The organism is Dongia deserti (assembly GCF_003574735.1).
Taxonomy (GTDB): Bacteria; Pseudomonadota; Alphaproteobacteria; order Dongiales; family Dongiaceae; genus Dongia_A; species Dongia_A deserti.
Window position 1 is genome coordinate 145,527 of sequence record NZ_QORW01000011.1, and the last position, 20,894, is coordinate 166,420.

The window sequence follows — 20,894 nt, forward strand, 5'->3', positions numbered from 1 at the left end:
CGGAGCTTATCCGCCAGCAGTGCCGCCGGCGATCGTCCACTGGCCGCTCGCCAAGATCCTCAGGCCTTCATTCAGACAGGGTGGCGGAGAGCCGTTCGGACCGCTTCAACGTTTCCAAGCACGCACGTACAGTGTGATAGGGACATTTCCAGAACCCCACCTTTGGCATGTCTGGCTGCGGTGTACCAGCAGGAGCGATCCACGACCGCCATTCGCCACCCGTCCGATCGATCATAAATTGCTGAATGAACCCCCAGACGCCTTCGGCCGCGCCCAGGAAGCGCACGTCACGCTGGCGCTCGAAAGCGTCGAGGAAGCCGACCAGGGCCTCGGCTTGGACCCACCATATTTTGCCCGGGGCTCGCTGGCCATCGGCACCGAGACCGGTCGCCACGCCGCCATCGGCCTCGACAGCGCGATCCAGTATGGCACCCGCCAGGGTCGACACCGCCGCGCGCACCGGGTCGGCAATGTCCGAAGCGAGGGTATCGGCTACTGTCAAAATGAGCCAGCTCCCCCCGATATCGTGGCCATGCGACAATCCCTGATCCAAGCTTTGCCAATCGGCCTCGAAGCGCTGCCAAAAGGTCTGCCGAGGATGGTCGAGAAGCCGCTCGGCCATCAGCATTGCAAGCATCTCGACCCGCCGCAGGACTGCCGGATCAGGCCAAACCTCCAGGAGTGCGGCATAGGCTTCCAGCAGATGGAAGTGGGTGTTGAAGGTCTTCGGGACGGCACCTCGGCCGAACAGTGTATTTGGCGTGCTTCGCCAGTCGCGCGTGAACGATTCAACGTAACCGGGGGCGCCAGGGTCGGGCGCATGGCGCTCGATAGCGCGCCATATCTGCTGGGCGAGCTCCAGCGCCGCAGGATCGCCGCTGGCGCGGTGAAAGGCGCTCAGGCCGTAAATCGCGAAAGCCTGGGCATACAGATGCTTGCGCTTCTCGATAGGCTCGCCATCGGGAGACACCGCCCAGAACACGCCGCCCCATACCGGATCGATCAAGTGCCGTACGATGAAACGGTGAGCGCGTTTGGCCGCGGTCAGCAGCACCGGATCGGAGAAGCGCAAGTAGGCCGCCGAAAAGGCCCAGAGGATGCGCGCGTGGAGCACGGCGCCCTTTGGTGCAGACGGAACCGTGCGCCCGTCGCTCGTCGCCGCGCCGACGAAGCCGCCTTCGTCCATGTCCTGCATACCAACCCAGAACGGCAGGAGATTTTCGCGCAGTTCCGATTCCACCGCGCTGGCAAGCACGGCCAATCGGGCAACCGCCGAAGTATTCGCTGCGATCATCTCTTGCGGGCCGCACCACGGTAGGCAAGGTGCAGCGCCCAACAGGGCGACATCGATGAAGACCGGCCATGTGGCCGCGCGGCGGCAAAGGTCATGCTAAGGCTTCATGTTCCAACCGGACCACACAGCCAGGGCGCTGCCCTTACAACATCGACTCGATCACGCGGTCGGGCGGCTTGTGGCCGTCGACGAAGGTCTTGATGTTGATGATGACCTTCTCGCCCATGTCGACGCGGCCTTCGAGCGTGGCCGAGCCCATGTGCGGCAGCAGCACGACGTTGTCGAGCTTGAGCAGCTTCGGATTGATGGCCGGCTCGTGCTCGAAGACGTCGAGGCCCGCGCCGGCGATCTCCTTTTTCTCCAGCATGCGCATGAGCGCGTTCTCGTCGATCACTTCGCCGCGCGCGGTGTTGACGATATAGGCTTTGGGCTGCAGCAGCTTTAGCCGTCGCGCCGATAGCAGGTGATAGGTCGCCGGCGTGTGCGGGCAATTGATGGAGATGATGTCCATGCGCGAAAGCATCTGGTCCAGGCTCTCCCAATAGGTTGCCTCCAGCTGCTGCTCGAGCTGCGGGTTGACGCGCCGGCGGTTGTGGTAATGCACGGAAAGGCCGAAGCCGCGCGCGCGCCGCGCGACGGCCGAGCCGATGCGCCCCATGCCGACGATGCCCAGGCGCTTGCCATGGATGCGGTGACCCAGCATGCCCATCGGCGACCAGCCCTGCCACTTGCCGGAGCGGATCAGGCGCTCGCCTTGGTTCAGGCGCCGCGCAACAGCAAGGATCAGCGCCATGGTCATGTCCGCCGTGTCCTCCGTCAGGACGCCGGGCGTGTTGGTGACAGTGATGCCGCGCTGCCGCGCGCTGGCAAGGTCGATGTGGTCGACGCCGGTGCCGAAGGAGGCGATGAGGCGCAAGCGCTCGCCCGCCTGGCTCAGCACTGCGGCATCGATCCGGTCGGTCACGGTCGGCACCAGCACATCGGCGGTTTTCACCGCCTCCACGAGCTGGGGCTGGGTCAGCGGGACGTCCTCGTTGTTCAGCCGGACGTTGAACAATTCCATCATGCGGGTCTCGATCGCGTCCGGCAGCTTCCGGGTGACGATGACCAGCGGTTTTGAGGACATGGAAAGCCTACCCCAGTTGGGCCCGCTTCAGGGCGAAGCCGGCCGTTGTGCGGCCGTGCACATGGCCGATGCCATACCAGGAATAACGCAGATTTGTCTAGCAACGGGCCGGCGCAGACGCAAAAGCCGACTTGTGCACGCTGCTCTGCCTTGACCCAACGCGGATGGCTGGATTATCAGGCAATTCAATGTCTTGAAGAAGGAAGGGTAACCATGCGCCGGACGGCGTGGAAGTGGGCCTTGACGCGATCGGTCGCAGGCCTGGCCGCGGCGCTGCTGTGGCTCGTACCCGCTTTCGCCCAGGACCATCTGCCACTGCCGCGCTTCGCCTCGCTCGACAGCAGCGAAGTCAACCTGCGCGCCGGCCCGGGCAAGGACTATCCTATCCTCTGGGTCTATCAGCGCAAAGGCCTCCCGGTGGAGATCATCCAGGAGTTCGATACCTGGCGGCGCATCCGCGACCGTGACGGCACCGTCGGCTGGGTGCAGCAGAACCTGCTCTCCGGCAAGCGCGGCGCCCTCATCATCGACGAGGCGCGCACCCTGCGCACCGATCCGACCGGCGGGGCCAAGGCGGTTGCGATCCTGCAGCCTGGCGTCGTCGCCCAGATCGCCGAATGCGGCACCGACGATTGGTGCCGCATTCAGGTCAAAGGCTACAAAGGCTGGCTGCGTCGCGACGATTTCTGGGGGACGTATCCGGACGAGGTGTTCGAGGGGAATTGAGCGCTCCGCTCCCTTGACATCCCTCCTTCGTCATTGCCGGACAGCCGCAAAGCGGATGATCCGGCAATCCAAGTACGGCGCGGCGGAATGAAACTTGGGTCACCGGGTCTCGTCGCTGCGCTCCTCGCCCGGTCATGACGCATTAGGGGAGCGCGGAGCGCCTAATCAAAATCCGCCGCCAGTTCCTGGCGCACAGCTTCGGGCAGCACGGCCATGTGGGCGTAGTTCTCGTGATCCATGCCGACGATGACGGTGGCGCCGGCCTTGCGGAAGGCGGCGATCTGATCGTGCGTGAAGGGGAAGTGCACGAACTGCACGGATGAGGCTTTCCCCTCTGCCGTGGTGCGGTCCTGGTCAGGCTCGGCGGCGCCCATGATCTTCTCTTCGCCGACCTTGATGAACATCGTGTTCTCGATGCCGCCCAGCCGCGACAGGACGCGCGTGCGGCGCACCGGATCGTCGATCTCGAACATCACTGTCGCTATCAGCTCATTGCCTTGCGGGATCAGCGGATTGTAGGCGGAGAGCTCATCGGCGATCTGCGCTTCGCCGCCCTTCTCGATGTGCAGCATCTCCTGCACCTGCTGCAGCATCGTCTCGTAGCATTCGAAATAGAAGGTCGCGAAGGGACCAACTTCCAGGCGGCGGTTCTTCTTCTTGGCGACGACCTCCGCGCGCATCGCAGGGCGGCGCTTGGCATAATCTGCCGGCGACAGGATGTCGGAAGGCGTGATCTCTTTTTTGCGTGTCGGAACGTTCATGACCATCACATCAGTCCATAGGACTTGGCAAAGAGTTGAATCGGGTGCAGGGGTTCATGAGGGAATGCGCCGCCCTCCGCAAGCTTTCCCATGCCCTGGAGGATATGTTCCGCCGCCAGCGGGCATTCCGAGGCAACATGCGCCTTGCTGGATTGCAGGGCTTGGCGCGCGACCGGCCGGCCGACCTTGATCGCGGTTTCGAAATTCCCTTTCATCACGCCCCATGCGCCGCCATGGCCGGAACAGCGTTCGATCACCTGCAGATCGGGATCGGGGATGAGGCGCAGCATCTCCGCCGCCTTCTGCCCCACATTCTGTGCGCGCGCGTGACAAGCGATGTGGAGCGCCACGCCGCCTGCGAGCGGCTGCAAGCCTGGCATCAGTCCTTCGCGGCCGGCAATATCAACGACATACTCGGCAACGTCGTAGGTCGCCTCGGACAAGGCCTTGACCTGGGGATCCTCGGGCAGGATCAGCGGCCACTCGAATTTCAGCATCAGCGCGCAGGACGGCACCAGGGCGATCACGTCGTAGCCATCTTCGACATAGGAAGCGAGCTCTTCGCTCACCGTCCGTGCATGGTCGGCGACGCGGGCGACGTCGCCGCGCTCGAATTGCGGCATGCCGCAGCAGCGCGGGTAGACCACCTCGGTCGCGACGCCATTGTGCGCCAGCACCTTCCGCGTCGCCATGCCAATGTCGGGATTGTTGTAGTTGGAGAAGCAGGTGGCATAGAGCACCGCCCTGCGCCCGTAGGCCGGCGCCGCCTCGTTCACCTTCACCGGTTCTTCCGCCGCGCGCATCACCAGCGTGCGGCCGCAGAATTTCGGCAGCTTGGCTTCGGCATCGACATGCGCGGTCTTCTCCATCACGACGCGGAGCGGCTTGACCTCGTTCACCCAGTTGATGACCGGCGCAGCGAAGCTGGCCGCCTTGCCGTTGCGGTCGGTCTCAGTCAGTTGTTTATAAACCTTGCTGGCCTTGCCCTGTTTCACTTCCGCCGCGCGGTAGCGCAACATCAGATGCGGGAAGTCCAGGTCCCATTCGTGCGGCGGCACATAGGGGCACTTGGTCATGAAGCAGAGGTCGCACAGCGTGCAGGCGTCGACCACTTTCTTGTAGTCCGCCGGCTTCACGCCATCCATCTCGCCCGTCGGCGATTCGTCGATCAAGTCGAACAGCCGCGGAAAGGCATCGCACAGATTGAAGCAGCGCCGGCAGCCATGGCAGATGTCGAAGACGCGATGCATCTCCGCTTCGATCTTCGCCATGTCGTAGAAGTCGGGATTTCGCCAATCGAGCGCGTGCCGAGTGGGCGCTTCCAGGCTGCCTTCGCGCATCGGGCCTACCTAGCGTTCATGGTCAATAGAAGAAGGCAAGGACGGCGCAGCGCGCCGTCCTCTCAAACAGGCGATCGCGCGGTCCGCGATCTTAGCCCAGTGTGTCGAGCGCCTTCTGGAAGCGGCCGGCGTGGGACTTCTCGGCCTTTGCCAGAGTCTCGAACCAGTCGGCGATCTCGTCGAAGCCTTCCTCGCGCGCGGTGCGCGCCATGCCCGGATACATGTCGGTGTATTCGTGCGTCTCGCCCGCAATGGCCGCCTTCAGATTGGCGGCAGTGGCACCGATCGGCAGGCCCGTGGCCGGATCGCCGACGCCCTCGAGGAACTCGAGATGCCCATGCGCATGGCCGGTCTCGCCTTCCGCTGTCGAGCGGAACACGGCCGAGACGTCATTGAAGCCTTCAACGTCTGCCTTCTGAGCGAAATAGAGATAGCGACGATTAGCCTGGCTTTCGCCGGCAAATGCCGCCTTCAAATTGCCTTCCGTCTTCGAGCCTTTCAGAGCTGCCATGGTCATTCTCCCTGATGCTTATGGCTTAGGGTACCGGTTCGCGCGGAGCGCGGAGGCGGTAAGCGGAATCGCCGCCCTCAAAACCAACTATGAGACGCTTTAGGCGCCCCGTCAAGAACTCTGGAACAATTATAAACTAGCTGCTGAATAGCTGGCTGAGTTACACAAATGTGGTAGCCAGCAGCCTGCTACTTGCCGCGAGTGACCCGCACGACGACGTCCACCCGGCTCACCTTCGCGCCCTCCGGCGGGGTCGGAATGCTGGCGAGGGCCACATGCTCGCCCGGAATATCCACCAGCGCGCCATTCTCCTCGAAGAAGAAATGGTGGTGGTTGGTGACGTTGGTGTCGAAATAAGAGCGGCCGGATTCGATCACCAGCTCACGCAGCAGGCCCGCGGCCGTGAACTGATGCAGCGTGTTGTAGACGGTCGCCAGGGAGACGGGAATCCGCGCCGCCTGGGCCTCCGAATGGAGCTGCTCCGCCGTCACATGCCGGTCACCCTGCTCGAACAGAAGGCGCGCCAGATAAAGCCGCTGCGACGTCGGCCGAAGGCCGGCCGCCCGTAGGCGCTGAACGATCGGGGTAAAGGGTCGCTGCTCGGTCTGCTTCAGTTCAGTCATACGCGAAATATTACCAGACGTTCCTTGGATTTGAAGGCATTTCTTAGAGCGGTTAAAAAGTCATTCGAAAGTTCAAACATGCTGCCCTATCGGGTCAGAACCGCCGCCAAGTGGCAGAGCGACCAGCCGGGCCCCGCTGTCCGGGCCGTGCCAAGATCGCCGGCAGCGAGACTGACGACACAATCGGCCAATGCAACCTTCGCCGGCGTGGTCCTGGGCAGGCGCGGCAGCGATGCGTCGTCCATCTTTGCGCCGGCTAGCTTGGCAACCGCAGCCACCTGCGCGTCTTGCGGCGCAAATGCCGCCGCCAGCTCCGCCGCGTTGCGTGCGCCCTCCGCGTCACCCTGACGCTGCAGGGTGAGCGCCAGGACTGCCTGCGCCGTACCCTCGCCGGGCTTGAGATCGATGGCGCGGTGCACCAAACCATCTGCCGCGGATGCGCGATTGGTGAGCATCGCCACCATCGCGCCAAGCACCAGATCCGCCGCCTCAGCCCGCGGCGCATCGAATGAGGGTGACATCGTTTGCCATGCACCTTCCACATCGCCGGCGCCGAGCTGCGCGCGCGCCAAGGCGCGGCGCGCGTCGCCGTCCTGTCGCGCGAGATCGAGCGCACGCTCGAAGTCGGCGACCGCATCCGCGTAGAGCGCCAGCTGGAACTTGGCCTCGCCACGCGCTTGCCAAAGATGCGGCTTCGACGGATGGGTGGCCAGCACGTGATCGAATTCGGGCAGCGCCTCTGCCGGTCGATCCAGGCGCAGCAGCACCGAAGCCCGCTTGGCGCGCGGATCGTCGAGATCCGCGCGTAACGCCAGCGCCTTGTCGTACGAGGCGAGCGCCCGCTCAAGATCGCCGGACGCGGCCAGCACGTCGCCTTGCCCCACATAGATCCAGGCGTCGTCGGGCTTGCGCTGGATCGCCCGCTCATAATCCTTGAGCGCGGCGGCTCGCTGGCCCAGATCGCCCAGGGCCACCGCGCGATCGAAATAGGGCAGGTGCCAACTCGGCTTAAGTCGGATTGCAGTGTCATAATCCGCGATCGCGTCGGTGGGACGCCCGTCATGGATCTTGGCAACGCCCCGATTGAGATGCAGCACCGGATCGTCCGGCGCCAGCACGATGGCGGAATCGTAATCCGCGATCGCGCGCTTGTAGTCGCCAAGATCGTCCAATGCCCTGGCCCGCGCGCTCAATAGCTCCACCTGCTCTCGCGTGGTGAGGTCCGGCGCAGCCAAGGCCCGTGCACAAGCCTCGACCCTGAGCGGCGGCTCCAGCCGCAGATCGCGGCAGAGACGCGCTTCGGAGTCCGAAGCGGCGAGAGCCGGACTGGCCGCAAGCATCGCGAACAGAACAAGAAACCGGTAGATCATCGGTCGCACTCGATGCCGCAAATGCGGCATCCATGGGGCAATCATATTGACGCGGCCGATGAATTTCACGCCAGATGGTATCCATGATCAATCCCGAGCGGATTGCACAGGAGATCCTGGAGGCCTGGGCGGCGCGGCAGCCGATCGCGTCGCTGGCAGCGCGCATGCCGGAGTTCGGGCTGGATGAAGCCTATCAGGTGACGGCCGCCCTGCGGCGCATCCGGCAGGCGCGCGGCGAACGGCCCATCGGGCGCAAGATCGGGTTCACCAACCGCACTATCTGGGACGAATACCAGGTCTATGCCCCGATCTGGGGCGACATGTATGCGACGACGGTGCAGGAGACCGATGGCAACGCGGCGTTGGATCTGTCGCCCTATCTTGAGCCGCGCATCGAGCCGGAAATCGCCTTTGGCCTTGCGCGCGCGCCCGAGCCGGAGATGGACGAGGTGGCCTTGCTCGGCTGCATCGGCTGGATCGCGCATGGTTTTGAGATCGTGCATTCCCTGTTTCCCGCTTGGCGCTTTGCTGCCGCCGATACGGTCGCGGCCTTTGCCTTGCACGGCGCCTACTGCATGGGCCCGCGTGTATCGATCGGGACGATGCCCTTCGTTGATTGGCTGGCGGCACTGGCCAATTTCGAGATCAGCCTCTATCGCGATGATGTACCGATTGATCGCGGTGAAGCGAAGAACGTGCTGGACGGCCCGTTGTCTGCGCTGCGCCATCTCACCGATCTGCTGAGAACGGATCGGCACAACCCGCCGTTGGCCGCCGGCGAGATCATCACGACAGGGACCGTGACTCGCGCCTTTCCGGTGGCATCCGGCGAGACGTGGCGCACCGAACTGCACGGCATCGGCCTGCCGCCGATGAAGCTCCGCTTCGCATAAGTGGCTATGCTGCTTTGCGGTACCAGAGCATGACGGTGCCGTCCGGATACGTCTGACAGCCGGTGAGCGTCAACTGCTCCAGCAGGCCGCGGGCGTCGAGCAGCGGGATACCTGCACCGAGGATCGTCGGCACGATGCCGATGCCGTAGGTGGTGATGAGGCCGCGCTCGCGGAACGATGCCGCGAGCTTGCCTCCGCCCACCAGCCAGGCACGCTTCAGGCCCTGGCCTTCGAGCTCCTCCGCGATATGATCCGGCGACGCCGCGGTGAACTGGATATTGGCATCGTTGCTCTTGGCATAGCGCCGCTGCCTGGTGAACACCCAGCAGGGCTTGCCGGCATAAGGCCAGGCGGCGTGGCGCAGGATCTTCTCGTAGGTTGCACTGCCCATCAGCACGGCATCGACCGACGCGTAGAAATCGTGATAGCCGTAATCCTCGCCGTCGGCTTCGATGGGCGGCAGCCAGTCGATCCCGCCATCGGGCGTCGCGATGAAGCTATCCAGGCTCGCCGCCGCGTAATACACGATCTCCACAATGGCCTCCCCTGTCCACTGGCGGCGAAGATAGGCGCAAGCGGAGCGCGGGTCCATTGTGGGCTTGGATCGGGTGGCGGCAGGACGCTATGGTGCGACAGCGAAGGAGCGCGTCCATGTCCATCTTCGATGAGATCAGGGAGGGGTGCCGTGCAGTGGCGCAGCATGCGACGCGTGTGCGCATCCAAGAGGCGCGCCTCAAGGATTACGCGCGCGACTTCCCGATTGCGGAGATCGGCGCGGCGACACTCGACCCCGCGACCCACTACCTTGGCCATGGCAAGGATACGCTCGCTTTCATCCTGGCTCTGGATGCGATCAATTTCGGCTCCGGCTATTTCCCGCATGTCCGCAAACGGCCGGGCCATTCCGGCTATTTCACCATGGCGGCCGGCCTCAATGACTGGTTCCAGGGGGAAGGCGCGCCGAGCGCGGCGCGCCTCGCCAAGCTGACGCAAGGCGATTGTGCGCGCATCTTCGGCCAGGACCTGGGGAGCCCACCGGCGGCCGAGCTGATGGGCCTGTTCGCCAAGGCGCTCAACGACCTCGGCGCGCTGCTGCTGGCACGCTTCGACGGCGATCCGGCGCAACTGGTCGAGCGCGCGGAGCACAAGGCGGAGAAGCTGGTCGCGACCCTCCGCATCATGCCGTTCTTCGACGACGTGGCGATCTGGCAGGGCCGTAAGGTGCCTTTCATGAAGCGGGCGCAGCTGACCGCGGCCGATCTCGGCCTCGCCTTCGACAACGAAGGTTGGGGCAGGTTCGACGATCTCGACCAGCTCACCATCTTTGCCGACAACCTGGTGCCGCATGTGCTGCGGGTCGACGGCATCCTGGACTATGACCCGGACCTCGCCGCGCGCATCGACCGCGAAGATCCGCTCGAGGCCGGCTCCATCGAGGAGATTGAGATCCGCGCCGCCGCCTTGCACGGCGTCGAGCTACTGAAGGAACGCCTGCATCAGGCTGGCCATGCGCACATCACCTCCGTGGCGCTCGATTACCTGCTGTGGAACCGCGGCCAGGAAGGGCGCTACAAGGCGATCCCGCGCCACCGCGCGCGCAGCGTGTTCTACTAGGGGACGCCGAGATGCCAGAGACATGTCAGGAATGGTTGGAGCGCGGCGAAGATGCCCTATCGAAAGTGAAGAACGCGGAAGCCCTCGCCGCATTCGAGGAAGCGCTGAAGCTCGCCGCACGGCCTCACGAACGCGCGCTGGCCCTGGACGGCCTTGCGACGATTCGTTTCCGGCACGATGAGAAGCAGCAGGCGCTCGATCTCTTGGATGAGGCGGCTTCCCTGTGCTTGGCGACCGAACGATCCGATCCTGCCGGTGCTCAGATCGCCCGCGCGCTGGCCCAAATCTGGTACGACAAGTCAATCGTATTGACGACGATGGATCGGGACGAGGCGGCGATTGCGACGCTTGATCAATCACTCACGCGGTTTCTTGACCGCGTGGCCTCTGCCGTGCCGCTCGGCAACGAGTTGCTGGAGCTACGTCGCTTGGTGGCGCGATCGCTGAACAGGAAGGGCTCGGCGCTGCATTCGCTTGAGCGGTGGCAAGAGTCTCTCGACTGCTCGGAGGAGGCGATACGCCGCTTCCAGGATGTTGACGATGTGGTTGTTCAAAGGTGCGTTGCACGCGCCATGCGCTATCGGGCGAAGTTGTTCGGCTATCTCGGCCGGCAGGACAAGGAGATCGAGGGCTATGGCGAACTGTTTGCTCGGTTCGGCGCCAGCAGCGACCGCCAGATCAGCGAAGCGGTCCTGATCGGTCTCGAAGACAAGATGCAGATCTACCGCGACCAGGAGGACTTCGAAACCGTCGTCGAGATCTGCGATCAGATCATCGATCGCTATCGTACGGAATCCTACTGGCCGATCGCCGACAGCGTTGCGCGCACCATGATCCGCCAGGCCGTGGCGTTCGGCCGGCGCGGCGCCCGCAACAAGGAGCTGGCGGCCTATGACAATGTGCTCCGGCTTTATGGTGATTCGCCCGATCCCACGCTCCGTCTGCATGCTGGCAAGGCGCTGATGTTCAAGGCCGTCACCTTGAGCGATGCCGATGAGGTGAGCGCGGAGATGGACTGCTATGACGAGGTGCTGCGGCGCTATGCCGAAGATCCCGACGATCAGGTGCGTGCCGTCGCCGCCGATGCCCTGATCCACAAGGGCATGAGCCTCGGCGCGATCGCGGAGGATGCCGCCGCGGATACAGGCGAGCGCGAAATCGACTCGGAGATCGCCTGCTATGACGAGGCCGTCCGACGCTATAGTGATGCGGACTCGATCCACCTCAAGCATGCCGTCGCCGAAGCGCTGCTGCACAAGGCCGAGACTCTTGCAGAGGTGGGACGGACCGCGGAGGCCTCGCAGAGCGTGGATCGGCTCATCGCCAGCTACGCCGCGGAGAAGGACCGCGATTTGCAGGAGATCGTGGAGGAAGCCCGCGCCCTGCAGGCCGAGCTCTAGGCCGCAAGCTTCGGAAGAGCGGGTTGCCGCGATCGCCTAGATCAATTTGCGTGCGGCCGCGGCGGCAAGCCTGGCGTAGCGCACATCACCGTGGATCAGGATCAGCGCCATTGCGCCCTCCAGCAGCATCTGGAGTTGCGCCGCCACATCGTAGGGCCTCCTGACCCGGCACGCTGCGAGGCGCCGCGCCAGCTCCGCTTGCACCTCGCTCTTGTGCCGCCGCGTCGCGACGCGCGCCGGATGACCCGGCAGGTCGGCCAGCTCCATGGCCATGCGCGTGAAGCCGGAGCCGATCCAGCGGCCCTTGCCCGCTTGCGCCGCCCAGCGGGCGACGCTGTCGAACAGCTGGTCCACCAGCTTGTGTGCGTCCGCGGCATCGCCGATCCAGCGCGCCATCTCCTGGAGCACGAAGCCGTGCTGATGCGCCAGCATCGCGCCCGCAAGGTCATCCTTGCTGCGCACATGGTAGTAGAGCGTGCGCTTGGTAACGCCAGCCTTCGCAGCGACGTCGTCCAGGCTCGTGCGCTGGAACCCCTTGCGATAGAACAGCGTGTAGGCCGCTGCATAGATGCGCGTGCGCGTGGCGGTTGGATCGCGGGGCATTGTGCTTCCTTCCTGACGCTTCTCAATACTGTCATCCCAGGCAAGCGCAGCGCGACCCGGGACCCATGTGGATCGGTGTCGCGGCCATGACATATAGGCCCCGGCTCTCGCTTTTGCTCGACCGGGATGACAGAAGAGGATTGTATACTGAGTAGTGTATATACCTGCCTCGCCTCCCGTCCTAGCATCGATCGACTGGAGGCGTTCCATGCCTGAAAATTCCCTCACCATCCGCTCCCTCACCGCGCGCGCCGTGGTCGCGCCGCTGGCCCGCCCGCTGCGCACGGCGTCGGGCGAGATTCCCGCTTCACCTTTGCTCCTGATTGACGTCGCCACCGAGCAGGGGATTACCGGCCGCGCCTATCTCTTCGCCTACACCAAACTGATGCTGCGGGCGCTGAAGACGCTGATCGAAGACATCGATCCGCTTCTCAAGGGCAAGCCTTGCGCGCCGCAGGAGCGCGCGGCGGAGTTCGAGCGCACCTTCCGCCTGCTCGGACGGCAGGGACTGCTCGGCATGGCGCTGTCCGGCATCGATATGGCTCTGTGGGATGTGCTGGGACGCGCGCTCAATCAGCCGGTCGTTGCCCTGCTCGGCGGCACGGCGCGGCCGGTCACTGCCTACGATTCCTTCGGCCTGATCGACATCAGGGAGGATGCGAGGCGCCTGGAGCAGGCGCTGGCGCAAGGCTTCCGCGCCATCAAGATCAAAATCGGCGGCGGCAGCCTCGAGGCGGATGTGAAGGTTGTGCGCGAGGTGCGCGGTATCATCGGCGATCAGGCGCGCCTCATGGTGGATTACAACCAGTCCCTCACCGCGCCAGAGGCGATCCGCCGCCTGCAGGCCCTCGCGCAATATGACCTCACCTGGGTCGAGGAGCCGGTGCCGGCCGAGGATCTGATCGGCCACGCGGCGGTACGCGCGAGCCGGCTTGTCCCGGTACAGACCGGTGAGAACTGGTGGTTCGCTGCCGACTTGGCGAAGTCGATCCAAGCCGGCGCCTCGGATCACGCCATGCCGGACATCATGAAGATCGGCGGGGTCACCGGCTGGCTCAAGGCCGCCGCGCTCGCCGAGATCGCGAGCCTGCCGGTCTCCAGCCACATCTTCATCGAGGCGAGCACCCATGTGATGCCGGTGACGCCAACCGCGCTTTATCTCGAATACCTCGACAGCGCCGGCGCGATCCTGAAAGACCCGCTGCCGGTCATCGATGGTGCCGTCACGGCGCGCGGGCCGGGCTTGGGCATGGAATGGAACGAAAGTGCGGTGGCGAAATATGCCGCCTAGCGAGGGAGCGCGATGAGCGAGCGACAATCCCCACGCGAGCGCGCCCAGGCCTTCTGCCAGCGCTTCGGCCTGCGCCTGCCCATTCTGTTGGCACCAATGGCGGGCGCATGTCCGCCTTCACTCAGCATCGCGGTGGCGAACGCGGGCGGCCTCGGCGGCTGCGGCGCCACGTTGATGCAGCCGGCAGAGATCGAATGTTGGGTGTCCGCCGTGCGCGCGAAGACCAACGGCGGGTTCCAGATCAATCTCTGGGTTCCGGATCCGCCGCCGCAGCGCGATCCCGCCGCCGAACAGGCGATGCGCGACTTCCTCGCTGCCTGGGGGCCGCCCGTGCAGACCGACGCTGCGGAGTTCACGCTGCCGGACTTTGCGGCGCAATGCGATGCCATTCTCGCGGCGAGCCCTTCCGCCATTTCCTCCATCATGGGTCTTTACCCCGCCGCGTTCGTCGCGCGCATGAAAGCGCAGGACATCGCCTGGTTCGCGACCGTCACGACTGTCGCGGAAGCCAAGCGCGCGGTGGAGGCGGGCGCGGACGTCATCGTGGCGCAAGGCATGGAAGCGGGCGGCCATCGCGGTAGTTTCGATGCCTCGTATGCCGAGCCGACGATGGCCGGCCTGTTCGCGTTGCTGCCCGCGATCGTCGACGCCGTGCCTGTGCCGGTGGTGGCGACGGGCGGCATCGCCGATGAGCGCGGCGTCGCGGCCTGTCTGGTGCTGGGCGCGTCCGCCGTGCAGATCGGCACCGGATTCCTGCGCGCGCCCGAAGCCGGCATCCCGACGGCCTGGGCGGACGCGATCGCGGACGCGCTGCCGGAGCACACGCTGGTGACGCGCGCCTTCTCCGGGCGGGCGGGGCGCAGCTACGCGACCGCGTTCGCACGCGCCGCGAACGCACCCGGCGCGCCGCGCCCGACGCCCTATCCCATTCAGCGCGGCCTCACCCAAGGGATGCGCAGCGCAGCCGCGAAGACAAACACGCTCGACGGCATGCAAGCCTGGTCCGGCCAGGGTGGCTGGCTCGCGCAGGCGCGGCCCGCTTCCGAGATCGCGCAGGATCTATGGCGCGGCGCACAGGCGTTGTTGCCATAGAGCGCGGGCGAGTTCACAGGATGTGCGCGCTCACCATGCTCGTGCTCGCGCCGATGCTGCTCTAATGCTCCAGCGGTGAGCGGGTGTATTGCATGCTGGGGCGCTGCTTCATGCCGTCCCACCAGCGGGCGAGGCGCGGGCGGGCGTTCACCAGCGCAGCACCTTCGGGCGCTAGGGTGCCATAGGCCAGCATGGCGGCGAGGTGCAGATCGCCGAGGGTCAGCTGGTCGCCGATCAGCTGCGGACCGTCCTTGTCGGCCATCTCCTCGAGCGCATCCAGCGCATAGGCGACTTGCGGGACAGCGGCGGCAATCTTCGCTTCGTCCGCCTGGCGGCCGGCCACCGCGGCACGGCAGCGCTCGACGAAGATGATCCACACCATCGGCCCGTAGCCGTAATTCTCGATGACGCTGATGATCTGGTTGACGCGCGCGCGATCACGCGCCGCGTCCGGCATCAGCGCAGGACCTTCGAATGCCTCGTCGATATAGCGCGTGATGGCGCTGGCTTCGTAGAGCCGCTCGCCCTCATGCTCGAAGGCCGGGATGCGCATGAAGCTCGCGTGATGGAGGTAGTTCGCCGGCGCCCCTTCCTCCGCGCCGAGATCGACCTCGACCATCTGGTAGTCGGCCCCCTTCTCCGCCAAGGCGAGCCGCACCGCGCGGACGTAGACGTTGTAGGCTGCGCCGTAGAGGATAGGCGCAGTGGACACGGACTCACGAAGGTGGGCCAAAGGCTTGGTCAAATTCCGTCGGTCTCAGGGCAGCCAGCAAAGCCCCCGCGGCACGGCGGGCAACCAGATGCAAACGTTGCGCAAGCTCGATTGTTCCACCGCACCATCGCCCAATTCTGAGGATGACTCCACGGCCGTAGGGTTGTGAAAACGGCGGCATGTGCACAGTTTTCGCGGGCCTGGAGAAGCCCGTCCGACCTGCGTATAGTTATTCAGCTTTGCGGAATCGGCCTCGGCAGCAAAGCGGAGGACCTGCATGCCAATCTTCATGGATCGCCATGATGTGTGGGAAACGACGGCTGCCGACGTCGCGGAGGCGCACCGCAGAGACCTCGAGGTCCAGGATCGGTATGGGGTACGCTTCCTGACCTATTGGTTCGACCAACAGCGCGGCACGATCTTCTGCCTGGTCGATGCGCCTGATAAGGGATCGGCGCAACGCGTGCACCGCGAGGCGCATGGCCACGTCGCCGGCGAGATCGTCGAGGTTTCGCTCTCCGCAGTCGAGGCGTTCCTCGGTCGCATCACGGATCCTTCGCCCGCCTCCAGCGGGCATGCCGCAAGCGCCATGGATGCCGGCCACCGGGCGATCCTGTTCACCGACATCGTCGGCTCGACGGAGATGACCGCGCGCCTCGGCGACCGCCTCGCGACCGAGCTCATCCGCGCGCATGACTCGATCGTGCGCCGCTGCCTCGCCGCGTGCGACGGCCGCGAGGTGAAGCACACCGGCGACGGCATCATGGCCTCGTTTCCCGACAGCGCGCGGGGCGTCGATTGCGCGATCCGCATCCAGCGTGAATTCCAGCGCCACAACACGAGCAACCCCGAGCCGATCCACATTCGCATCGGCCTCGACAGCGGCGAGCCGGTCGAGGACAGCAACGACCTGTTCGGCAAGACGGTGCAGCTCGCCGCGCGCCTGTGTAGCGAAGCGGCGGCCGATCAGATCCTGGTGTCAGAGACCATCTGCCGCGAGCACGGCGACGCCGCGCTGTTCAAGGCAGCGGAGCAGCGGCAGCTGAAAGGCTTCGCGGCGCCAGTGGGCGTGGTGGAGTGTGTGTGGACCGAGACCAGCGCGATTACACCATCGACCTAGCCCGGACGGCGGCTCGGTGCGTCACTAGACCCGCATGGTCGAGCGTTTGGACGGCACACGCACCCCAAAATAACATTTCCAACGAACGCGATCCGAGGGCTTTCCCACCATAAAGCTGTTGTGCACGCATTGCTTGCTCTAAAATTTCGGGCGCGACTCGAATGATTCTGCGCGACAGCTGGAAGCAGCACGATTCATGGCCCTTCTGTCTTCGACACAAATTCCCAAAACTACTGATCCGGGAGCCTTCCAAGCGCAATGCAAAGTGCTCTTTGAAGAGATATTGGGCGACCCTAACGTAAAAGAGAATGGAACGTCCGGCCAATCTCAGGATGGGGTCGACTTGTACGGAAGAAGGAGGAACCGCTCCTTAGATCACTGGGTGGGCATCCAATGTAAATTAGCGATCAAGGCGACAAAACTGCCCCGGAATACCGTTGATAAGGAGGCAACGCAGGCTCTCAACTTTAATCCACCACTTAAAGAATTCATTATCGTCACGAGTGCGGAAGATGATGAGTTTCTTGATGAGCGCGCAAGGCTGTTTACGGCGGCCCAGGCTTCATTAGGTCGCGATTTCGAAGTCCAAGTTTGGGGCTGGAAAACCCTTTCTACCAAGATCATAGAGCACGAGCGTGCGCTCACAGCCTTCTATCCTGACGCAACCCCGCGTCTGAATCTTGTGCTCGAAGGCGTAGAGAGAATTGAACTTCACTCAAAGGAAAGCTCAACAGCAATTATCGCCGGCATCCAAAGACTTGAGGCGCTCACCCTCGCACATGCGACTTCTCAAGCCACCAACTCAGATTCTGCAAAGTTCGATACATTTATTGATAGGCAGATTGATCAATACCGAGACATGATCAATCGTGGGCAACCGCGATCTGCCCTCGCACTACTAGAAGCCCTTTGGAATGAGCTTCCAGCGGACTCTGAATCAAGACTTCGATTCCGTGTAAAGGCGAACATCGGCGCCTGCTTTCTTCGCTTGGGCGAGATCAACCGCGCAGGAACCCTTTTTCTGGAGTCGTACGAGTTTTTACCCCTTGATCCAAAAGCGATCGGCAAAAAGATTCTCGGCCTCGTACTACTAGGGAGAGCGCAAGAGGCTTATGAAATTGGCGTCGACGCTATCTCACATGCGATAGACCGGGCCTCGATTGCTCCGAGTCTGATCTTCGCGGTCCGCGATGTAGAGAGCGTCAGCAGTCTATCCGACGTCATTCCGAGTGATATCCCCGATGACGAAGACATTATTACTGCAAAGCTCGATTTCTTCCGATCGAGAGGTCACCGCGACGAATGGCATCGCTTGGCACTCGAAAGTCAGGCGCGATTTCCAAATAACCAGACCTTCAAACGATTTGCCGCCGAAGGTGAACTCGACGCGATCTTTAAGCGACAAGAATCGACTGGCTATCCAGCTCTTTCGCCATCACAAAGAGACGCGGCTATCACTGCCACAACTCAACTCCGCGAGATTTGGGATGAGACTATTCATCATGAGGACGCCTGGAGTGACTTTAACATCTCGTTGGCCGCAAATTTGGCGAACGGTTATCTCCTACTCCGTCAAGGTTCGCAGGCAGAGCTGGTTTTAACACAAGCTCTTGCGCACTCTCCCAATGACCCCAATCTGCTGCGTTGCAAGCTTCTAGTTGCGCTCGAGAGCGACGACACAGTTACAGCAAGGGCACTCATTCCGAAGCTAAGTGAGCGCAACAACGCCATCTTCGACCTATATGTCCGTGATGGTGTCCCCCTTGCTCTGGTGAGCACTCTGTTAGGAAGAAGCACCGTTGAGTTTGCGAGCATGTTGGTCGGCCACGGTCATGATATTCGGGCGTGCTCTGGCACTCACGCTGAGCGAGAGGAAGCCTTAAAGATCGCAAGAGAATATCGCTCTACAGGTGTAGTACTCGACGCTCACGCCGCCTGGACCGCCTATTCGCTCAAGGTACTACCAATACTCAAAGCACTCTTCCAGCGAGTCGCCATACCTCAATCGGCCCTGGACGAGTTTCGGAACTGGCGCAATGGCCTGCAATTTCACGGGAGCCAGCCGTTCTTCACAGTAGGCTTTGAGAACGGAAGATTTGTTCGAGAAGAGTTCAACATTGAGCGAGTTCAGCACGCAGTTAGCACCATAGAAGCGGGAATTCGTGAAATTGAGACCAACCTAGAAGTACTACCTGCCGAGGCACCACATCTCCCGCCTGACATTTCGTACCAACTGTTCGACATCGATACCAAGCATGCCTTCGATCCAATATATGTATCAGAAGCACGCAAGCTCCTTCTGGTTTCTGAGGACATCGGACTTCGCGCAATTGCGGCCCAGATATCATCTCAGAATGGAGTCTGGCTCCAAATAATCCTCATGGTCGCTCTAGAAGAGGGTCTTATTGATTTAGACACGTATTCGCTCAAGGTCAGCGATCTTGGCGCTTTGCGTCACGGCCACATCACCGTCAATGGGCCAACCATTGTGGCTCTCGCCGCCCAGTCTCAGAGTGATAAGATGGAAAAGGTTGGGTCAGCCCTAGCGTTTTTCGGCGGGCTTAATGCGGACATCGATTCTCATATGGACGTTGCGCTGTACGTGATGGAGCACATCTGGAGCGCAAAAATCGCTCATGTCCGCAAGTCCAAAACCCTAGGTATCACGCTCGAAAGACTTTCAGCCCTTCTTCAGCAGCATGGCACCTTAGAGCGGAGCTTTCGGTTCTTCTTGCAAAATGCTCGACCGGGTATGGAACTGCACTCCTACTTGACCAATTGGATTCGAGGTCATTTCTTGTCGCTCTAATACCCCGTCACCAACCGCTCCACCAGCTGCTTCACCGTCGGGATGAACCCGTTCGCGTAGTACGGGTCTTGCGCGAACCTGTACGCGTTGTGGCCGGCGAACATGAGCTGGTCGTTGATCTTGTCGGAGTGGCTGATCTCCTGCAGCGTCTTCTGGATGCAGAAGCTCCGCGGGTCGGCCTTCTTGCCGGTGGTGCCCTGCTCGTTCTGCGACCAGTTAGAGAACATGCAGGCGGAAAGGCACCCCATGCAGTTGATCTGGTCGGTGAGGATCTCGTTCTCCTTCTCCGGCGTCACGAAGATCAGAGTCGATTCCGGCGTGCGCATCGCCTCGACATAGCCTTCCGCCACCCATGCCTCCGCGCGCACCTTGTCGGCGGCCGTCAGATAGACGAGGCGGCCGCGCGCGCCGACGGGGAAGGGCTCGGTATGCTCGCCCACCTTGTGCTGGCTGTAGGCGACCTGGCGCTCGCCGCGCTCGCGCAGCTCGTGGATGAAGGCGTTGTTGACGGCGGACGAATAGAAGCCGGTGGGCGAGAAGCGGTTCAGGAACACATCGCCCTTCTTCAGGGTCAGCAGCTTCTTCTTCCAGGCGTTGGAGATCGGGCTTTCCTGGGTCATCAGCGGCCGGGTGCCGAACTGGAAGGCGACCGGGCCGAGCTCCGCGTTGTCGAGCCAATGCTCCCACTCGGAGAGCCACCACACGCCGCCCGCCATCACCACCGGCGTCTCAGCCAAGCCGCATTCATCCCGCATCACGTCGCGCAGCTCCTTGACGCGCGGATAGGGATCGCCCGGCTTGGTCGGATCCTCGACATTGGAGAGGCCGTTGTGACCGCCGGCGAGCCACGGGTCCTCGTAGACCACGGCGCCCAGCCAGTCCTGGAACTTGTGATAGGCGCGCTTCCACAAGGCGCGGAAGGCGCGGGCCGACGAGACGATCGGATAATAGTGCACGCCGTACTGCGCGCAGATCTCCGCGATGCGGTAGGGCATGCCGGCGCCGCAGGTGACGCCGTGGATCATGCCCTTGGCCCCTTCCAGCACGCCGTGCAGCACGCGCTCCGCGCCCGCCATCTCCCACAGCACGTTCATGTGGATGCGGCCCTGGCCGCAGGCGGCCTCGTAGGCGATCCGCGCCTGGGCGATGCCGCCCTTGATGGCATAGGCCAGCAGCTCCTCGTGCCGCTCGCGCCGCGTCTTGCCGTAATAGAGCTGTGGAATGCGGTTGCCGTGCTCGTCATAGGAGTCGGCATTGACGCCGGAGAAGGTGCCGACGCCGCCCGCCAGCGCCCACGCGCCGGAGGATTCGCCGTTGGAGACGGAGATGCCCTTGCCGCCTTCCACCAGCGGCAACACCTCGCGCCCCGAAATCAGGATTGCGTTCAACGCTTTCAACTTACTTCTCCCCGCGGCCGATACGGCCTAACAACCATCCGAGTATAGCACTTTCCCCATTTACGTTTACCCCTCCCAAGGACCCCTCCCCCCTGATAGGGGAGAGGATTGGGGTGGGAGAAGCCGCGCCTCGGTGTGAGACAATCTTCGCTTGCTTTCCCCGCCCTGAACTTCCCCAGCTTGAGGGAGGAGTTTCCGAGAGGGTGGAAGGC

The 20,894-nt window shown here is 63.3% G+C and carries 19 protein-coding genes; 8 read left to right on the forward strand and 11 right to left on the reverse strand.

Annotation, left to right across the window (positions count from 1 at the left end; genetic code table 11):
• Nucleotides 1-67: 67 nt before the first annotated feature.
• Nucleotides 68-1,255, reverse strand: coding sequence for an AGE family epimerase/isomerase (locus tag DTX69_RS18380; RefSeq protein WP_284735905.1), 1,188 nt, complete (start codon nt 1,253-1,255; stop codon nt 68-70).
• Nucleotides 1,256-1,436: 181 nt separating this feature from the next.
• Nucleotides 1,437-2,420, reverse strand: a complete 984-nt coding sequence (locus DTX69_RS18385; RefSeq protein ID WP_119303013.1) for a 2-hydroxyacid dehydrogenase — start codon at nt 2,418-2,420, stop codon at nt 1,437-1,439.
• A gap of 213 nt (nt 2,421-2,633) precedes the next feature.
• On the opposite strand from DTX69_RS18385, the gene DTX69_RS18390 reads away from it, so the two are divergent.
• On the forward strand, nt 2,634-3,146 hold the full coding sequence (locus DTX69_RS18390; protein WP_119303014.1) for an SH3 domain-containing protein: 513 nt from the start codon (nt 2,634-2,636) through the stop codon (nt 3,144-3,146).
• 161 nt (nt 3,147-3,307) lie between these two features.
• Here the strand turns inward: DTX69_RS18390 and DTX69_RS18395 are convergent, their stop codons facing one another.
• From DTX69_RS18395 to DTX69_RS18415, 5 genes are all read right to left on the reverse strand, one after another.
• Nucleotides 3,308-3,907 (reverse strand): DUF3501 family protein, encoded by a 600-nt coding sequence (locus tag DTX69_RS18395; RefSeq protein WP_119303108.1) that lies wholly within the window; start codon nt 3,905-3,907, stop codon nt 3,308-3,310.
• Nucleotides 3,908-3,912: 5 nt separating this feature from the next.
• Nucleotides 3,913-5,247, reverse strand: coding sequence for a heterodisulfide reductase-related iron-sulfur binding cluster (locus tag DTX69_RS18400; protein WP_119303015.1), 1,335 nt, complete (start codon nt 5,245-5,247; stop codon nt 3,913-3,915).
• Nucleotides 5,248-5,338: 91 nt separating this feature from the next.
• On the reverse strand, nt 5,339-5,758 hold the full coding sequence (locus DTX69_RS18405; protein ID WP_119303109.1) for a rubrerythrin family protein: 420 nt from the start codon (nt 5,756-5,758) through the stop codon (nt 5,339-5,341).
• Between the two features lie 188 nt (nt 5,759-5,946).
• A complete protein-coding gene (irrA, locus tag DTX69_RS18410) occupies nt 5,947-6,381 on the reverse strand; it encodes an iron response transcriptional regulator IrrA (RefSeq protein WP_119303016.1) in 435 nt (144 codons plus the stop codon).
• Nucleotides 6,382-6,467: 86 nt separating this feature from the next.
• Nucleotides 6,468-7,751 (reverse strand): tetratricopeptide repeat protein, encoded by a 1,284-nt coding sequence (locus DTX69_RS18415; RefSeq protein ID WP_162917336.1) that lies wholly within the window; start codon nt 7,749-7,751, stop codon nt 6,468-6,470.
• A gap of 83 nt (nt 7,752-7,834) precedes the next feature.
• Here DTX69_RS18415 and DTX69_RS18420 point away from each other — a divergent pair, with 83 nt between their 5' ends.
• Nucleotides 7,835-8,644 carry a 2-keto-4-pentenoate hydratase gene (locus DTX69_RS18420; protein WP_284735895.1) on the forward strand — a complete coding sequence of 270 codons (810 nt, stop codon included), beginning with the start codon at nt 7,835-7,837 and terminating at the stop codon, nt 8,642-8,644.
• A gap of 4 nt (nt 8,645-8,648) precedes the next feature.
• Here the strand turns inward: DTX69_RS18420 and DTX69_RS18425 are convergent, their stop codons facing one another.
• On the reverse strand, nt 8,649-9,179 hold the full coding sequence (locus tag DTX69_RS18425; protein ID WP_119303110.1) for a dihydrofolate reductase family protein: 531 nt from the start codon (nt 9,177-9,179) through the stop codon (nt 8,649-8,651).
• 116 nt (nt 9,180-9,295) lie between these two features.
• Here DTX69_RS18425 and DTX69_RS18430 point away from each other — a divergent pair, with 116 nt between their 5' ends.
• Together DTX69_RS18430 and DTX69_RS18435 are read left to right on the forward strand one after the other, a co-directional pair.
• Nucleotides 9,296-10,258, forward strand: coding sequence for a queuosine salvage family protein (locus DTX69_RS18430; RefSeq protein WP_284735896.1), 963 nt, complete (start codon nt 9,296-9,298; stop codon nt 10,256-10,258).
• Between the two features lie 11 nt (nt 10,259-10,269).
• The gene (locus DTX69_RS18435; protein WP_162917337.1) at nt 10,270-11,658 is read left to right on the forward strand and encodes a hypothetical protein; all 1,389 of its coding nucleotides are present in this window, start codon (nt 10,270-10,272) and stop codon (nt 11,656-11,658) included.
• Nucleotides 11,659-11,694: 36 nt separating this feature from the next.
• Here the strand turns inward: DTX69_RS18435 and DTX69_RS18440 are convergent, their stop codons facing one another.
• A complete protein-coding gene (locus DTX69_RS18440; protein ID WP_162917338.1) occupies nt 11,695-12,261 on the reverse strand; it encodes a TetR/AcrR family transcriptional regulator in 567 nt (188 codons plus the stop codon).
• 208 nt (nt 12,262-12,469) lie between these two features.
• Here DTX69_RS18440 and DTX69_RS18445 point away from each other — a divergent pair, with 208 nt between their 5' ends.
• Together DTX69_RS18445 and DTX69_RS18450 are read left to right on the forward strand one after the other, a co-directional pair.
• Nucleotides 12,470-13,552: an enolase C-terminal domain-like protein gene (locus DTX69_RS18445; RefSeq protein ID WP_119303020.1), complete on the forward strand. Its 1,083-nt coding sequence runs from the start codon at nt 12,470-12,472 to the stop codon at nt 13,550-13,552.
• A 12-nt stretch (nt 13,553-13,564) separates the two neighbouring features.
• Nucleotides 13,565-14,644: an NAD(P)H-dependent flavin oxidoreductase gene (locus DTX69_RS18450; protein WP_119303021.1), complete on the forward strand. Its 1,080-nt coding sequence runs from the start codon at nt 13,565-13,567 to the stop codon at nt 14,642-14,644.
• Between the two features lie 61 nt (nt 14,645-14,705).
• Here the strand turns inward: DTX69_RS18450 and DTX69_RS18455 are convergent, their stop codons facing one another.
• Nucleotides 14,706-15,356 carry a glutathione S-transferase family protein gene (locus DTX69_RS18455; protein WP_162917339.1) on the reverse strand — a complete coding sequence of 217 codons (651 nt, stop codon included), beginning with the start codon at nt 15,354-15,356 and terminating at the stop codon, nt 14,706-14,708.
• 277 nt (nt 15,357-15,633) lie between these two features.
• Between DTX69_RS18455 and DTX69_RS18460 the strand changes: the two genes are divergently transcribed.
• Entirely contained in the window at nt 15,634-16,476 is an 843-nt protein-coding gene (locus DTX69_RS18460) for a nickel-binding protein (RefSeq protein WP_119303023.1), read from the forward strand.
• A gap of 196 nt (nt 16,477-16,672) precedes the next feature.
• Nucleotides 16,673-19,285, forward strand: a complete 2,613-nt coding sequence (locus tag DTX69_RS18465) for a PIN domain-containing protein (RefSeq protein ID WP_119303024.1) — start codon at nt 16,673-16,675, stop codon at nt 19,283-19,285.
• Here the strand turns inward: DTX69_RS18465 and DTX69_RS18470 are convergent.
• On the reverse strand, nt 19,282-20,682 hold the full coding sequence (locus DTX69_RS18470; protein ID WP_119303025.1) for an NAD(P)H-dependent flavin oxidoreductase: 1,401 nt from the start codon (nt 20,680-20,682) through the stop codon (nt 19,282-19,284). The two genes, DTX69_RS18465 and DTX69_RS18470, sit on opposite strands and share 4 nt — an antisense overlap.
• Nucleotides 20,683-20,894: the final 212 nt, after the last annotated feature.

Coding starts and splice junctions, on each gene's coding strand:
- DTX69_RS18430 (WP_284735896.1), top strand. CDS start 9,296: ATGTCCATCTTCGATGAGATCAGGGAGGGGTGCCGTGCAGTGGCGCAG.
- DTX69_RS18450 (WP_119303021.1), top strand. CDS start 13,565: ATGAGCGAGCGACAATCCCCACGCGAGCGCGCCCAGGCCTTCTGCCAG.
- DTX69_RS18400 (WP_119303015.1), bottom strand. CDS start 5,247: ATGCGCGAAGGCAGCCTGGAAGCGCCCACTCGGCACGCGCTCGATTGG.
- DTX69_RS18465 (WP_119303024.1), top strand. CDS start 16,673: ATGGCCCTTCTGTCTTCGACACAAATTCCCAAAACTACTGATCCGGGA.
- DTX69_RS18390 (WP_119303014.1), top strand. CDS start 2,634: ATGCGCCGGACGGCGTGGAAGTGGGCCTTGACGCGATCGGTCGCAGGC.
- DTX69_RS18395 (WP_119303108.1), bottom strand. CDS start 3,907: ATGAACGTTCCGACACGCAAAAAAGAGATCACGCCTTCCGACATCCTG.
- DTX69_RS18435 (WP_162917337.1), top strand. CDS start 10,270: ATGCCAGAGACATGTCAGGAATGGTTGGAGCGCGGCGAAGATGCCCTA.
- DTX69_RS18440 (WP_162917338.1), bottom strand. CDS start 12,261: ATGCCCCGCGATCCAACCGCCACGCGCACGCGCATCTATGCAGCGGCC.
- DTX69_RS18415 (WP_162917336.1), bottom strand. CDS start 7,751: ATGATCTACCGGTTTCTTGTTCTGTTCGCGATGCTTGCGGCCAGTCCG.
- DTX69_RS18405 (WP_119303109.1), bottom strand. CDS start 5,758: ATGGCAGCTCTGAAAGGCTCGAAGACGGAAGGCAATTTGAAGGCGGCA.
- DTX69_RS18445 (WP_119303020.1), top strand. CDS start 12,470: ATGCCTGAAAATTCCCTCACCATCCGCTCCCTCACCGCGCGCGCCGTG.
- DTX69_RS18460 (WP_119303023.1), top strand. CDS start 15,634: ATGCCAATCTTCATGGATCGCCATGATGTGTGGGAAACGACGGCTGCC.
- DTX69_RS18420 (WP_284735895.1), top strand. CDS start 7,835: ATGATCAATCCCGAGCGGATTGCACAGGAGATCCTGGAGGCCTGGGCG.
- irrA (WP_119303016.1), bottom strand. CDS start 6,381: ATGACTGAACTGAAGCAGACCGAGCAGCGACCCTTTACCCCGATCGTT.
- DTX69_RS18385 (WP_119303013.1), bottom strand. CDS start 2,420: ATGTCCTCAAAACCGCTGGTCATCGTCACCCGGAAGCTGCCGGACGCG.